Genomic DNA, 13,746 nt, shown 5'->3' on the forward strand with positions numbered 1-13,746 from the left:
CAGGGCCGCTTTCGCGGCCCGCAGCAACTGCCTATTTTACAACCCCCAGCTCACTGACTGATCGGGTCACCGTGCGGCAACGGCCAGCCAGAACATACAGAACAATAGCCAACAGACCGCAGCCACCAATTGCCACAGGCAAAACCTGCGGCCCAGGCACAGCCAGACTGACGATATAGCCCACCACCGCCGAAATCAGGTAATGGAACATGCCCATCAAGGCTGCAGCCGTCCCAGCCTGTGGGCCAGCCACATCCATGGTCAAGGCCGTCACGTTGCCAAACACCATGCCTAAAGAGCCCACCGAAACAGCAATCAAGGCGGCATACAGAATCAGGCCCGCGACATCAGCTTGCACCACCACATACAGGAGCAGAGCCGAGGCCGTATGGACAATCAGTCCCAAAGCCAGCACGCGAGAGGTGGGCATCCCGGCCTTCAACAAATAATTGCTGACGACCCCACCCAGAACCAGCGCCACCGAGTTACCGGCAAACACATAGCTGAATACGGCCGGCGACAAGGAAAAATGCTGCGTGAACACAAAAGCCGAGCCGCTGATGTAGACAAACAAGGCTGCCAGTGCGAAACCACCGGAGCCGGTATATGCCATGAAAGCCTTGTTACCCAGCTCGCGACCGTAGGCGCGAACAATATGACCGGGGTTCAAAGGCACACGCTGGCTCACGGGCAGCGAATCCGGTATGGCTTTAAGTCCCCAGAGCAGCCCCATCATCCCTAATGCCGCCAGCATCCAGAAAATGGCACGCCAGTCTGCATGGCTCAACAGGTAGGCACCCAGAATGGGGGCCACAATCGGTGCAATCATCATCACCTGCATCAGCAGGGAAAAGATGCTTGCCGACTCTTTTACATCGCACAAGTCCGCCACAATGGCACGCGGTGTGACCAAGCCCGCTGCGGCGCCTAACGCCTGGATAAAACGCGCCGCCAACAAGGCTTCAACCGATGTGGCCAAAGCGCCAAAAACCGAGCCCACCACAAAAATAACCACGCCCAGCAGCAAAGGCACTCGACGCCCGAAGCGATCCAGCAAAGGGCCGTAAATACCTTGGCCCAAGGCCAGGCCTGCCAGAAACACCGACAAGGTTTGCTGAATCCGGCCGGGGGAAGCCCCCAGCTCCTGCGCGATAGCAGGCATGCCCGGCAAATACATATCAATGGCCATGGCATCCAATGCCGTCAACAAGGCCAGCAACAAGATCAAGGGCCAGGCCAGGCTTCTGGCACGTGACAGCTCGCTCATGTCACACCCTCTACAGTGCGGAAGAACAGAAATTCAAACACGCTCACACCCCCGTATATAGCGACGTCAATCAAAACTACCTACCGATAGGTAGGAAAGCCGCTACTGTACTCCTTTTCAGAATTCAGGCAGAAAAAAACCCCGGAAAATACCGGGGTTTTGGTGAGCACCTGCGCAACTTACTTAGATATCCAGCAGATCGCCCATATCGTCGGCGTGCTCTTCTTCCACCGCCATGATTTCAACCAGCATCTGGCGAGTGGTCGGGTCGGTGTCGCCAATGCGCTCGATCATCTGACGATAGGACTCGATCGCAATACGCTCGGCAATCAGGTTGGCGCGAATCATGGATTTGATATCGTCGCTATCGTCGTACTCTGCATGGCTACGCTGGACCAGATTGGCCGGGTTGAAATCCGGCTCGCCGTTCAGTTGCACAATACGTTCGGCAATGCGGTCGGCATGCTCGGCTTCTTGCTGGGCATGTTCCAGAAACTCGGCTTTGATAGGCTCATTGTTCAAGCCGGTAGCGGTGAAATAGTGGCGCTTGTAGCGCATCACACAGACCAGCTCGGTGGCCAGGGCCTCATTGAGCATCTGAATGATTTCTTCACGATTACCCTTGTAGCCGGATGCCACCGCCCCGTCGTCCACAAACTTCTTGGCAGCTGCACGGATAGCGGCAACATCGATTGGACCTTGGCTTGCTTGGACTGCTTTCTGCTTACTCATTGCATTCCTCCGTATTGATTCCCACCGCGAAAGTGCGGCGCTGTATCGCGCAACAACCGGAAACGAACACACTGACTCCATAACCAACAAGAGCTTGTCCAAGGACAAGCGCTTTACCTAAACCTGGGCTTGAAGTCTGCACGCTGCTTGTGGTTGAGACCGGTCGTGCAAGAAACTGAACAAAGTGGATAGGTGTTGTCATGGTAGCGATTGCTCCTTGGCTTGGAAAGCGCAAAACGGCTGTTTTCCTTCCTTGGAAGGTGGCTGTTTTCAGATAGAAAACCGGGAAATCCCTTAAGCGAAAGTCGCCAGAACTCATGACACATGCGGCTTGGGGGAAGAAATTGTTACCGGCAATCGCGACCCGAAAATGGCCTGATTCTGTACAAGCCGGGATACAAGACCAAACACTTGGATACATAACCTCGGTTTCGAACGACATTTTCAGTTCTTCTTTTCAGAATCATGTAGTTCTATTAATATGAAACGATCGTTACTTTAAATTCACGATCATGACTTCAATGAGCTGGCTGCTTCTTACCTATAAGGTCCCCTCTGAACCCAGTGCAAAACGGCTGGCCTTATGGCGGCGCCTGAAAGCGCTGGGCGCGGTGTATCTGCAAAACGGGGTATGTGTTCTGCCTAAAACCGACGAGCATGTGCGCCGTCTGAAGGTGCTGGAAAACGACATCACGACCATGGAAGGTGAATGCGTCTTGCTGGAGACCATTGCTCTGGACAAGGCACAAGAGGACAAAGTCATCGCCCGTTTTACGGACGACCGCAACGAGCAATACCAGGAACTGCTGGGCCGTTGCAAAGACTTCGAGGCCGAAATCGACAAGGAAATTTCGATTCAGAAATTCACCTACGCCGAACTGGACGAAGAAGAAACCGATCTGAAGAAGCTGGAAAACTGGTACGAGAAAATCCAGAAACTGGATTTTTATGGCGCCCCCCTGGCACAGGTTGCTCAAGAGCGCCTGCAAGAGTGCAAGGCACGGCTGGATGCGTATGCCCAAATGGTCTATGACGCTCATGAAGAAAACCGCTAATCCCGCGCTTACCCCGACGGCCGACGCCTCCCGTGCCAAAATCCACCGCAGCGTCTGGGCACTGGGCTTTGTGTCCATGTTCATGGATATTTCCTCGGAGCTGATCCACGCCCTGCTGCCCATTTATATGGTCACCGTCATGGGTACATCGGTACTGGCGGTCGGTTTTATTGAAGGCATTGCCGAGGCCACCGCCTCCATCATGAAAGTGTTTTCCGGAGCGGTCAGCGACCGTTTTGGGAAGCGCAAACTGCTGGCAGTAATTGGCTATGGCCTGGCCGCCCTGACCAAACCCATTTTTCCACTGGCGAACTCGCTGGACTGGCTGGTCGGTGCCCGCTTTGTAGACCGCATCGGCAAAGGCATACGTGGTGCGCCGCGTGATGCTTTGGTCGCCGATGTCACCCCGCCGGAAATGCGCGGCGCAGCCTATGGCTTGCGGCAAACGCTGGATACCATTGGCGCCTTTGTAGGGCCCCTGTTGGCCATCGCCCTAATGTGGTGGACAGCAAACAACTATCAGTTGATCTTCTGGGTTGCCGTGCTGCCTGCCTTTGCGGCCATCGCCGTTCTGGTGTTCTTTGTACGCGAACCGAAGATCCCGGCCACCACCCGCCCCCGCAAACTGCCTCTGAACCGGGAAGATCTGGGCCGCCTGGGTTCCCGCTATTGGTGGGTTGTCGCAATTGGCCTGGCTTTTACCCTGGCCCGTTTCAGCGAAGCTTTTCTGATCTTGCGCGGTGAATCCAGCGGACTGCCGCCCATGTGGGCCCCTGCCGTGCTGGTCGTCATGAGCGTGGCTTTTTCCCTGTCCGCCTACCCCGCCGGTGTGCTGTCAGATCGTATGCGTAAAACTGACCTGCTGCTGATCGGTGTGGCCCTGCTGATCGCAGCGGACCTGATCCTGGCTTTCGTGCCCGGCTTGCTGGGTCTGGGCCTGGGCGTTGCCTTGTGGGGCCTGCATATGGGCTTTACCCAGGGCCTGTTCAACGTCTTGATCGCTGACAGCGCCCCCGCCGAACTGCGCGGCACCGCCTTTGGCATGTTCCACCTGCTAACCGGTATCGCTCTGCTGCTGGCCAGCGTCATTGCCGGCGTGCTCTGGGACACCATAGGTTTCCAAGGCACCTTTGCCGCTGGTGCAATCTTTGCGGTTTTAACTGGCCTAGGTTTGATTACCTTGCGACGTTCCGCTCAAGGAGCGTTTTGAATAAAAAAGGCCGACTTCATGTCGGCCTTTTTTCATTTCATCATTCCGCGACGGCGGCGATGCATTCAATTTCCAGCAGGAACAAGGGGTTCCCCATATCCGCAGCAATCGTGGTGCGGGCCGGGTATTCGCCGTCCTTGAAGTAAGTGCGATAGATCTCGTTCATGCGAGCAAAGTCACCAGCGTTCTTCAGAATCACATTGGCTTTGACGATATGGTCCAGGGTGGAGCCTGCTTCTTCCAGCAGGGCTTTCACATTGGCCATGACCTGGTGCATCTGTGCGTCGAAGTCGTTTTCAGCGATCTGGCGATCATCAAAAAAACCTGGCTGGCCCGACACAAACACAAAGCCATTGGATCGCACAGCAGGCGACAAGGGGGCACGAGGGGGAGTCACTTTGTCGGAACGGATAATTTCTTTGATCATATTCATCTCCTGATTAGTAGCTTGAGCTCTCTGGGCTCTTTCGTATTCGTTAAGGGTTTACTGCACACTGGCGCCGGAGGCTTTTACCACTTTGGCGGCCATTTCCATTTCAGACTTCAGATACTCGGCAAACTCGGCCGACGTCGTACCCGCAGGTTCCAGTCCTTGGGCCAACAAGCGTTCACGAATTTCGGGCAGGTTCACAATACGGACAAATTCAGCACTGAGCTTCTCCACAATCGGTGCTGGGGTACCAGAAGGCACTATCACGCCATACCAGGAGTTGGAGTTCATATTGTCCACGCCTGCTTCTTTGAAAGTAGGCACTTCGGGGATAGATTCCAGACGAGTATCGTTCGCCAAAGCAATTGCACGCAGCTTGCCGGATTTCACGTGGGGCAAAACATCAGGCGTGTTAGCAAACATCATGTCTACATGACCGCCCAGCAAATCGTTCAACGCCGGAGCCTGGCCTTTGTACGGAATATGCAGCACATCAATCTTGGCTTCTGCTTTCAAGCGTTCAATGGCAATATGCGGCGATGTACCTGCACCAAAGGACGCAAAGGACAGCTCGCCCGGTTTGGATTTCGCTGTAGCAATGACATCCGCCAGGCTCTTGACCGGCACATCCGGATTCGCCACCAGCAGGTGCGGTGTGTAGGCCACCCAGCTAACCGGCGTAAAGTCCTTCACCGTGTCGTAACGCAGCTTGTCGTACAGGCTGGGATTGATGGCAAAACTGTTCGCCACCATCCCCAGGGTGTAGCCATCCGGCGCGGCGCGGGCCACGATTTCCGTACCAATCACCGTACCGGCACCGGGTTTGTTGTCGATGATGACAGGCTGTTTGAAGTCATCCGACATTTTCTGCGCCAGACTGCGGGTCAGATTATCCAGTGTGCCGCCCGCCGGGAACGGAACAATGATGGTGATGGGTTTGGTGGGATATTCCTGTGCCGTCGCAAGCGAGGGCACAGCCGTTAAAGCGCTTAATACAGCCACGCCTGACAGGATTAATTTAAAGCGCATAGTCGTCAACCTTACTCAATAGTAGTGACCAGCTCGCCTATAGCGGGGATACGAGCTTTGATGACATCGCCTGGTTCCAAAGAGCGTGGAGGCTGCATGGCAAAGCCAACCCCGGAGGGCGTGCCTGTTGCAATAATGTCCCCAGGCTCCAAGGTCATGCCCGCCGACAACTGGGCGATGATGTTGGGCACATCGAACAACATGTCCGACGTATTGGCCGATTGGCGCAGTTCGCCATTCACTTCCAATTCAAGATCCAGCGCGTTGGGGTCGGCAATGGAGGTCTTCAATGCCACTACCGGCCCAATCGGGCAGGTGCCGTCCAGTGACTTGCCCTTGAACCACTGACCATGCAGCGCTTGCAAATCACGCGCCGTAATATCGTTGATCACCGTGTAGCCAAAGACATAGTCCAGTGCGTCTTCAACTGGAATGTCCCGGCCTTCCTTGCCAATCACAATGCCCAGCTCCACTTCATAATCCAGCATCTTGGTGTGAGCCGCATGGCGGCTGACCAGGGCCTGATGCCCCACCACCGTGGTGGGCGGTTTGCTGAAGAACTCCAGGGCTTTGGGGAAGTCATCCGCCGCACGACCACGTGCCAGATTGCCTTCCACGATATGGGCGCGGTAATTGCGCCCCACACAGAAAATGTTTTTGGCCGGATTCGGGACAGGAGCCAGAAAGCACAGATCTGAAGCAGCATGGACGGGAGCCTTGGCCTGGCTTGCCTGCTCCATCAAAAGCTGCAGGCTGATCAGGATCTCATCGCCCATAAAAATGGCGTCGATGACTTCAGTGGGAGCCTGCCTAGCATGTAAAGGATGCTCGTACATCCCCCAGGCCTGCGTCAGATCCACCACCCGCTCATCGTCCAGCATCCCGCCCAAATGCGTTTCCCCTGCGGCTACAAAGGTCAGTAACTTCATGACAGCAAAGCTCCTTATCGGATGTTGTTGGAACTGTTCAAGGTTTGCGTCAGCAGCCCTTGAACGTGCTCGCGCGCCAGACGATCTGCCAGCGCGGCGTCCCGTTTTTCAATTGCGTCGATCATGGCCAGGTGCTCGGCCAAAGACTCGTGCGCACGTTTCAGACGCTCGATGGTTTTGGTCTTGAGCATGTCGCGGTGCCCAAAGGACTTCCATACCTTCTCCAGCAAACTATTTGCAGCCAGACGCATGATGGCCGCGTGGAATTCCACATTGGCTGCCGCATATTCGCTGACACGCTCTTCCACATTGTCTTGATTGAAGGGCGCAAACAGCGCGCGCAAGGCATCCACATCCCGCTGCGAGGCATTCAAGGCGGCTTCACGCGCCGCAAAGGCCTCCAGTTCAATGCGCAGCTTCAGCCACTCGATGTAGTCCTGCTTGGTCAAGGGCGAGAGCAAGGCGCCGCGACGAGGCTCCATGGTCAAAATACCTTCCTGCCCCAGACGCAGCAGTGCTTCCCGTACCGGCGTGCGGCTGACATTGAGCATCTTGGCCAGTTCTTCTTCCCGAACCCGCACGGGCTCATCAATGTTTTTCACCAGGCCAAGAACGTGAGCCCGCACCGACTCATACACCCCATCGCTGTGACTTGCTGTTTTGATCGTGGTCATTGTTTTCCTATTTTGCATTCATTTTTTATAGATTGTATACAAGAATTGATATTGGTACACATTAGTGTTTGTACGAACCAGGCATTGTTTGTGTGGGACATTGCGATCAATTATTGATAATGGTTATTATTAGCAACTGTCGTATATTTCCATCTGATCATGACCCAAAGCAGTCCGGACGCCTCGTTTGAAGGCCTCTACAGCCAACATCAGTCTTGGCTGTGCGACTGGCTGCGTCGCAAAACCGGATGCCCGGAGGATGCGGCGGACCTGACCCACGACACTTACATGAAAGTGCTCATGCGCCGTGACGATGTTCGCAGCTTTCGCGAACCTCGTGCTTATCTGGTCACCATCGCACACGGCCTGCTGGTCAATATGTTTCGTCGACGAGATATCGAGCGTGCCTATCTGCAAGCACTGGCTGCTCGCCAAGACGATTCTGCGCCGTCCCCGGAGCGTCGTGCCCTGGCCGTGGAAGCACTGGTCGAGATAGACAAACTACTTGACGGCCTGCCTCCCAAAGCCCGCCAGGCCTTTTTATTGCTGCAGCTAGAGGGGCTGAAACACGCACAGATCGCTGCACAGCTGCAAGTTTCTGTCAGTTCGGTTCGGCAGTACTTAGCCCTGGCTATTCGACATTGCCTGACATCGTGTTGAATCCACCGGATACGGGAAACTTGCCTGAAAAGGTCATCGCTACGGCCAGCGAATGGTTTGTGCGCTTGAGCGCGGAAGAGTGCACTCCCGCCGACCACCAAGCCTGGCAAGCATGGCTCGCCGCCAGCCCCTTGCATCAACATGCCTGGAAACGTATCGAATTACTGAATCAGCAATTTGGCCAGTTTGATCAGGCCGCTGGTTTCCATGCATTAAGCACACCGCTCTTTCGACGCCGACGTACCGTACTCAAGTCTTTTGCCTTTGTGCTGACCGCTGGTGCCAGTGCGGCATTGATTCAGCCGCTTCCCCTGCAGGTATGGACCGCTGATCAGCGCACGGCCGTTGGCCAGCGCCGGCAGACTACACTTGAAGATGGCAGCCAGCTAAGCCTGAACACGGATAGCGCTGTCGACATTTCCTATAACAATCAAATCCGTGAAATCAAGCTGCGCCGGGGAGAAATCCACATTGCAACGCACGCCGATCCTCACTTGCCAGCCAGATCATTGGTGGTCAGCACCCCAGCAGGGCGAATCGTGGCGTTGGGCACGCAGTTCTCTGTTTACTGGAGCGAAGACAGAGCCCATATTCATGTCAGTCAAGGCAGCGTCAGGCTGGAACCCGCGCTGGCCGCTAACTTGACCACGATCGTGCCCGCAGGCATGAGCTCCACACTGGACGCGCACCGAGCCAGCATCCCCACGGCTATGCCCACTCAACAACACGCCTGGCTAGATGGCATGCTCTATGCCGACAATATGCGCCTTGATGAATTGATAGCCGCCCTGGCCCGCTACCAGCCAGGCTTTCTTAGTTGTGATCCAGCCGTGGGCGCGCTGCGCATCTCTGGTGCCTACCCCTTAAGCGACATTGAGCGCAGCCTTAGTGCTATCGAACGAGTTTTACCAGTTCGAACAGAACGCCGCACGGCGTACTGGACGCGGATCATTGCACGTTAAGCACTAAAAATTGTCACTTTTCCAATCTCGTTTGGCATACAGGGTGAAGTAGTAAACCTCTTCCCGGAAACCAAACACTATGTACACCCCTTCCCTGCACTCTCGCGGCACCTGCCAGCCGCGCCATACCTTGGCCCCCCTGGCCACTGCCATCCTGATCTCCTTGTTAGGTGTCCTGCCCCCCAGCTCCCTCGTATGGGCACAAGGGTCAGCGCAAAACAGCGTGCGCGACATTGACATTCCTGCCGGGCCGTTGGGACCGGCTCTGGCACGTTACGCCCAGCACATGCAGGTGCTGCTCTCATTCCCTCCCTCCCAAACCGATGGCCTTCAGACCCCTGGCCTGCAAGGAATTCATAGCCTTGACGAGGGTTTTGCACAGCTCCTGAGTCAAACCCCCTTGCAGATTCAGCGGCAAACTGACGGCAGCTATACCCTGACGGACACTCCCAACGCCCCCATCACGCAACTGGGCACCGTTGTGGTGCGCGGTGCAGGCGATACCACGGAACATACAGGCTCCTATACAACTGACTGGATGCGCTCGGCCAACGGCCTGATTCTGACGCAACGCGATACTCCACAATCAACCAGCAGCCTGACCCGACAACAACTGGATGATCACGCGATGAGCAGCGTGCGCGACATTATGGAAAATGCCACCGGCATGAACGTGCAGCAAAGCGAAACTGACCGGCTCAGCTACTATTCACGCGGTTTCAAGATGGACACCATGCAGTTTGATGGTGTGGTCAAGCCGTTGGACGATACCTACCAGTTCGGAGATGGCAATCTGGATCCGATTATCTATGATCACGTAGAGATTATTCGCGGTGCAACGGGCCTGATGAGTGGTACCGGCAACCCAGGCGGCTCCATGAACTTCATCCGCAAACGTCCTGGCCGTGAGTTCCAGGGCACTATCCGCGCCATGGGCGGCAGCAACGATACCTACCGCGGCGAGCTGGATCTATCCTCTGCACTGAACGAGTCAGGCTCCTTGCGCGCCCGCCTGGTCGGTGCCAAAGAGCGAAGAGGCGATACGCTGGATTTTTATCGCAAAAAACGCGATGTTCTCTACGGCATTATCGAAGCCGACGTGGGTGAAGCCACCACCTTGAGCGCAGGTGTCTCCACTCAGCGTTCTCGTCCCAAAGGCGTCATGTGGGGTGGTTTGCCCATTTTTGACACCAATGGCGAGCAAGTCGATTGGGAGAAAGGGCAAACGGTCGGTGCCAAATGGACGACCTGGGATACCGACGCGACAGAATACTTTGCCTCGCTGGAGCACGCATTTGCCAATGGCTGGGACGGCAGACTGTCCTATTCCAGGCTGAACAATGACTTTGATGCCTCTCTGTTGTTTGCCGCCGACTTTCCTGTCGATGCCAATACGGGTTTGCTGTCCGGGACGCCCACCCTGCGCAAATACAAAGGCGACAGCAAGCAAGATGTATATGGCGGCTCATTGACAGGGGATTTCGATCTGCTGGGAGCAAACCACGAGTTCAATCTGGGCTTCTCACACTCCAAATCTCGTAGTCAAACCAAGGGATGGAACTCTTCCGAACAGGCAAGCTATCCCATACCCAATATTCATGACTGGCACGGCAACTGGCCAGAACCTGTCTGGGATCAAGCCGTCTCCGATCAGATCCTGCGTACCACCCAGACGGGAATTTTCGGTACAACCCGCTTTAATTTGAGCGATGATCTGCACCTGCTCGCCGGGGCACGCTGGACACGCTGGGAAGCCGATGAGTACCGCTGGAACCAATGGACACCGGGCACCACCCCCATCATTCTGTCCCAGTCACAGCGCTACTCGGAAATAACACCGTATCTAGGCGTGACCTATGACCTGAATGACACTTATACGGTCTATGCCAGCTACACCAACATCTTCCAGCCCCAGATGTACAAGACCAAAGACTGGGAAATGACAGGGCCAGCGTACGGACACAACTACGAGGCAGGTATCAAAGCGTCCTACCTGGATGGACGCCTGAACGGATCGCTGGCTGTTTTCCAGACCAATCAAAAAGACGTGGCCGAGTACGGCGGCTTTGACGTCGCTCGTAACGAATCGTGGTACGAAATGCTGGATGGCACACGAACGCGGGGCGTGGAACTGGAACTGGCCGGCGAACTAAGCCCTGGCTGGAATGCCTTTATCGGCTATACCTACCGCGTGTCCAAGGACAACGAAGGGCGCAAGGTCCAGACTACCCAACCCGAACAAATGCTCAAGCTCAATACCACGTACCGATTGCCAGGCACCTTGAAGAACCTGGTGGTGGGAGCGGGAATACGTTGGCAAAGCCGCACCCATGCACAAGGCTATTACGGCGAACAGTCCGCATCGGTTGAACAAAAACCTTATGCCTTGTTCGATCTGATGGCGCAATACGACCTTGGCAAACGAACCCAGTTGCAGCTCAATGTGCGTAACCTGGCCGATAAACGCTATTACCGTGCCATGGGCTTTTACAACTCGGTATATTACGGCGAAGGGCGCACTGCCTTGGCTACACTCACGCACCGTTTCTAATCGCAGTACGACAAGGCAGCCCATTCTGCCCCACTCTTGCGCCGCAGCGCCGCGCAGAGATGCATAAAAAACCCCGGTGAATTTTAAATTCGCCGGGGGTTTTTAGTATTGCCGAGCCAATCAACAGTTCAGGAAAGAGAGACCCTTTGTCCTGACAGGGCCAGGCCGAGCTTCATCTTGCCCAATTAGAACGGAATATCGTCATCCATATCGGCCAGATTGTCCGACATAGGAGCGTTATTACGTGGAGCCTGTTGTTGCTGCTGTTGCTGAGGCGCTGGACGCTGAGCACGTTGCGGAGCTGGTGCACCACCACCGCCGCCACCGTATTCGCCACCACCCATGCTGCCGCCGCCCATATCACCACCATCACGGCCGCCCAGCATTTGCATTTGCTCGGCGATGATTTCCGTGGTGAAACGCTCCTGACCGTCCTGGCCTGTCCATTTACGGGTGCGCAGACGACCTTCTACGTAGACGGGACGGCCTTTACGCAGGTACTCACCTGCAATTTCAGCCAAACGGTTGTAGAACACCACACGGTGCCATTCGGTTTCCTCGCGGCGCTCGCCAGAGGTACGGTCTTTCCACTGCGAAGTCGTGGCAATGGAAATATTGCAGATGGCCGAGCCTTCTGCGCTGTAGCGTACTTCTGGGTCGCGGCCAAGATTGCCGACCAGAATGACTTTATTTACCGATGCCATGAAAAAATCCTGTAGTCAAAAATTCTAAATCAAGCCGTATTATCGTGGATTCGTGCCTTAATTAACACTCCCTCCCCGCTCCGGGAAGGGCAGTTTTATCCATGCCATCGATCCTGTTACGGCACCTTGAACGGCGTATATGGCTAAGCACCTGATGGTGTCACCTGTTCCGCCCAGCTCTTGATTCTTGCGGCCAATCCAGCCACTTTACTTGTTGCTGCCTGCCACGTCTTTGCACAAGCGTAACAGGCAATGCCTTTTAATATTTGTCTTTGAAACCACGCGCTGTCAGCAACCAGAGCAAAGCCAGGGCAGCGCCGGTCCACAAGACCCATTGGGTGAGCCCTCGCCCTGCCAGGATGCCGCCGATCAGGCCGCCGGCAAACACGCCCAGGGACTGAGAGGTGTTGTAAAAACCCAGCGCCAAACCTTTGTATTCTGGTGGCGCCACACGCGACACCAAGGAAGGCTGCAAGGCTTCCAGCACATTAAAGCCGATGAAGAAAAACGTCAGCGCGGCCACCATGGGAACCAGCGAATCGCGCGCCCATGGCATCACGGCCAGCACCACAATCAGCAGCAACACAGACAGTTCCAGCGCATGCTTGTGACGCTTACGGGTCTCTGTCCAAAACACCGCTGGTACCATCAGCACAAAAGAAACCAGAATAACGGGCAAGTACACCTTCCACAAATCCTGAGTGCCGTAGCCACCCAAGGTCGCCAGAATGCCCGGTACGACGATGAACAGGGACATCAGGATAAAGTGCAGACAGAACACGCCAAAGTTCAGGCGCAGCAAATCCAAATGACGCAACACCTGTCCGGCGGTAACCTGCACAATCGAGGCGGGTGCTTTAGGCGCGCTGGGCACGACAAAAGCGGCAATCAACAAGCAGACAAAGCCCAGCAAACTGATGGCCCAGAACAGTCCCGACAAACCAAATTGCCCCACCAGCACTGGCGAGAGCACCAGCGATACAGCAAAAGACAGCCCAATCGAGCCACCCACCATCGCCATGGCACGTGTGCGCACTTCGGGACGGGTGGAGTCGGCAACCCAGGCGGAAATTGCCGCTGAAACTGCCCCCAGACCTTGAATACAGCGGCCTACCGTCACCCAGTCAATATTCTGGGCCAGCGCGGAGATCACCCCGCCGATCACGAACAAGGCCATGCCGATGACGATAATCGGCCTGCGTCCAAAACGGTCCGATGCCATCCCCAAGGGAATCTGCAAGACAGCCTGCGTCAGACCATAGGCACCCAATGCCAGACCCACACGGGCGGCGTCGTTACCGCCGGGCAGGGAATGGGCTGCAACCGCAAAGACCGGGGTCAGCAAAAACAGACCCAGCATTCGACAGGCAAACAACAGGGCAAGCAGGATGCTGGCCTTGCGCTCTTGCTGAGTCAAACTCAGGCGCGCTGGGCGCGATCCGGCCGTATTCATGGTTTGGTGTGTACTCATTTAATACTCTGTCACAACTGGGCTAGCAGAGAGCCCGGATACCCGTTCACATAAATTCTGACGCAACGCGCT

General features: G+C 55.6%; 14 protein-coding genes. 5 read left to right on the plus strand and 9 right to left on the minus strand.

Features of this window, described 5'->3' with window-relative positions; all coding sequences use genetic code 11:
- Positions 1-31: 31 nt before the first annotated feature.
- From ACLPGZ_RS15930 to ACLPGZ_RS15940, 3 genes are all read right to left on the minus strand, one after another.
- Positions 32-1,267: a multidrug effflux MFS transporter gene (locus ACLPGZ_RS15930; protein WP_239054884.1), complete on the minus strand. Its 1,236-nt coding sequence runs from the start codon at positions 1,265-1,267 to the stop codon at positions 32-34.
- A 183-nt stretch (positions 1,268-1,450) separates the two neighbouring features.
- Positions 1,451-1,999: a ferritin-like domain-containing protein gene (locus tag ACLPGZ_RS15935; RefSeq protein WP_009461955.1), complete on the minus strand. Its 549-nt coding sequence runs from the start codon at positions 1,997-1,999 to the stop codon at positions 1,451-1,453.
- Positions 1,992-2,441 (minus strand): hypothetical protein, encoded by a 450-nt coding sequence (locus tag ACLPGZ_RS15940; protein WP_239054885.1) that lies wholly within the window; start codon positions 2,439-2,441, stop codon positions 1,992-1,994. The genes ACLPGZ_RS15935 and ACLPGZ_RS15940 overlap by 8 nt, the downstream gene beginning before the upstream one ends.
- A gap of 79 nt (positions 2,442-2,520) precedes the next feature.
- Here ACLPGZ_RS15940 and ACLPGZ_RS15945 point away from each other — a divergent pair, with 79 nt between their 5' ends.
- On the plus strand, positions 2,521-3,054 hold the full coding sequence (locus ACLPGZ_RS15945; RefSeq protein ID WP_080747983.1) for a Chromate resistance protein ChrB: 534 nt from the start codon (positions 2,521-2,523) through the stop codon (positions 3,052-3,054).
- Entirely contained in the window at positions 3,014-4,264 is a 1,251-nt protein-coding gene (locus ACLPGZ_RS15950; protein ID WP_239054886.1) for an MFS transporter, read from the plus strand. The genes ACLPGZ_RS15945 and ACLPGZ_RS15950 overlap by 41 nt, the downstream gene beginning before the upstream one ends.
- 40 nt (positions 4,265-4,304) lie before the next feature.
- Here the strand turns inward: ACLPGZ_RS15950 and ACLPGZ_RS15955 are convergent, their stop codons facing one another.
- The 4 genes from ACLPGZ_RS15955 to ACLPGZ_RS15970 are packed head-to-tail and all read right to left on the minus strand — an operon-like array spanning position 4,305 to position 7,326.
- Positions 4,305-4,691 carry a RidA family protein gene (locus tag ACLPGZ_RS15955; protein ID WP_172400387.1) on the minus strand — a complete coding sequence of 129 codons (387 nt, stop codon included), beginning with the start codon at positions 4,689-4,691 and terminating at the stop codon, positions 4,305-4,307.
- Positions 4,692-4,748: 57 nt separating this feature from the next.
- Complete coding sequence (locus tag ACLPGZ_RS15960; protein ID WP_115634607.1) at positions 4,749-5,723, minus strand: Bug family tripartite tricarboxylate transporter substrate binding protein; 975 nt, start codon at positions 5,721-5,723, stop codon at positions 4,749-4,751.
- Between the two features lie 11 nt (positions 5,724-5,734).
- Positions 5,735-6,652, minus strand: coding sequence for a fumarylacetoacetate hydrolase family protein (locus ACLPGZ_RS15965; protein ID WP_239054887.1), 918 nt, complete (start codon positions 6,650-6,652; stop codon positions 5,735-5,737).
- Between the two features lie 14 nt (positions 6,653-6,666).
- Positions 6,667-7,326 carry a GntR family transcriptional regulator gene (locus tag ACLPGZ_RS15970; protein WP_009461966.1) on the minus strand — a complete coding sequence of 220 codons (660 nt, stop codon included), beginning with the start codon at positions 7,324-7,326 and terminating at the stop codon, positions 6,667-6,669.
- Between the two features lie 159 nt (positions 7,327-7,485).
- On the opposite strand from ACLPGZ_RS15970, the gene ACLPGZ_RS15975 reads away from it, so the two are divergent.
- The 3 genes from ACLPGZ_RS15975 to ACLPGZ_RS15985 all read left to right on the plus strand — a co-directional run bounded on the left by ACLPGZ_RS15975 (position 7,486) and on the right by ACLPGZ_RS15985 (position 11,499).
- On the plus strand, positions 7,486-7,986 hold the full coding sequence (locus ACLPGZ_RS15975) for a sigma-70 family RNA polymerase sigma factor (RefSeq protein WP_239054888.1): 501 nt from the start codon (positions 7,486-7,488) through the stop codon (positions 7,984-7,986).
- Positions 7,987-8,006: 20 nt separating this feature from the next.
- On the plus strand, positions 8,007-8,948 hold the full coding sequence (locus tag ACLPGZ_RS15980; protein ID WP_239054889.1) for a FecR domain-containing protein: 942 nt from the start codon (positions 8,007-8,009) through the stop codon (positions 8,946-8,948).
- Positions 8,949-9,027: 79 nt separating this feature from the next.
- Positions 9,028-11,499 (plus strand): TonB-dependent siderophore receptor, encoded by a 2,472-nt coding sequence (locus ACLPGZ_RS15985; RefSeq protein WP_429641660.1) that lies wholly within the window; start codon positions 9,028-9,030, stop codon positions 11,497-11,499.
- 185 nt (positions 11,500-11,684) lie between these two features.
- Here ACLPGZ_RS15985 and ssb read toward each other — a convergent pair whose 3' ends face one another.
- Both ssb and ACLPGZ_RS15995 read right to left on the minus strand, forming a co-directional pair.
- Positions 11,685-12,203 (minus strand): single-stranded DNA-binding protein, encoded by a 519-nt coding sequence (gene ssb, locus ACLPGZ_RS15990; protein ID WP_063692165.1) that lies wholly within the window; start codon positions 12,201-12,203, stop codon positions 11,685-11,687.
- A gap of 259 nt (positions 12,204-12,462) precedes the next feature.
- The gene (locus ACLPGZ_RS15995; RefSeq protein ID WP_022983677.1) at positions 12,463-13,674 is read right to left on the minus strand and encodes an MFS transporter; all 1,212 of its coding nucleotides are present in this window, start codon (positions 13,672-13,674) and stop codon (positions 12,463-12,465) included.
- Between the last annotated feature and the right edge of the window lie 72 nt (positions 13,675-13,746).

Origin of the sequence: Alcaligenes sp. Me129 (genome assembly GCF_050487245.1) — a bacterium.
GTDB classification, from domain to species: Bacteria; Pseudomonadota; Gammaproteobacteria; order Burkholderiales; family Burkholderiaceae_B; genus Alcaligenes; species Alcaligenes phenolicus.

Excerpts from the sequence above, each read along its gene's own strand:
- ACLPGZ_RS15960 (WP_115634607.1), bottom strand. The coding sequence starts at position 5,723 with ATGCGCTTTAAATTAATCCTGTCAGGCGTGGCTGTATTAAGCGCTTTA.
- ACLPGZ_RS15955 (WP_172400387.1), bottom strand. The coding sequence starts at position 4,691 with ATGATCAAAGAAATTATCCGTTCCGACAAAGTGACTCCCCCTCGTGCC.
- ACLPGZ_RS15970 (WP_009461966.1), bottom strand. The coding sequence starts at position 7,326 with ATGACCACGATCAAAACAGCAAGTCACAGCGATGGGGTGTATGAGTCG.
- ACLPGZ_RS15930 (WP_239054884.1), bottom strand. The coding sequence starts at position 1,267 with ATGAGCGAGCTGTCACGTGCCAGAAGCCTGGCCTGGCCCTTGATCTTG.
- ACLPGZ_RS15950 (WP_239054886.1), top strand. The coding sequence starts at position 3,014 with ATGCCCAAATGGTCTATGACGCTCATGAAGAAAACCGCTAATCCCGCG.
- ssb (WP_063692165.1), bottom strand. The coding sequence starts at position 12,203 with ATGGCATCGGTAAATAAAGTCATTCTGGTCGGCAATCTTGGCCGCGAC.
- ACLPGZ_RS15935 (WP_009461955.1), bottom strand. The coding sequence starts at position 1,999 with ATGAGTAAGCAGAAAGCAGTCCAAGCAAGCCAAGGTCCAATCGATGTT.
- ACLPGZ_RS15995 (WP_022983677.1), bottom strand. The coding sequence starts at position 13,674 with ATGAGTACACACCAAACCATGAATACGGCCGGATCGCGCCCAGCGCGC.
- ACLPGZ_RS15985 (WP_429641660.1), top strand. The coding sequence starts at position 9,028 with ATGTACACCCCTTCCCTGCACTCTCGCGGCACCTGCCAGCCGCGCCAT.
- ACLPGZ_RS15965 (WP_239054887.1), bottom strand. The coding sequence starts at position 6,652 with ATGAAGTTACTGACCTTTGTAGCCGCAGGGGAAACGCATTTGGGCGGG.
- ACLPGZ_RS15975 (WP_239054888.1), top strand. The coding sequence starts at position 7,486 with ATGACCCAAAGCAGTCCGGACGCCTCGTTTGAAGGCCTCTACAGCCAA.
- ACLPGZ_RS15945 (WP_080747983.1), top strand. The coding sequence starts at position 2,521 with ATGAGCTGGCTGCTTCTTACCTATAAGGTCCCCTCTGAACCCAGTGCA.
- ACLPGZ_RS15940 (WP_239054885.1), bottom strand. The coding sequence starts at position 2,441 with ATGTCGTTCGAAACCGAGGTTATGTATCCAAGTGTTTGGTCTTGTATC.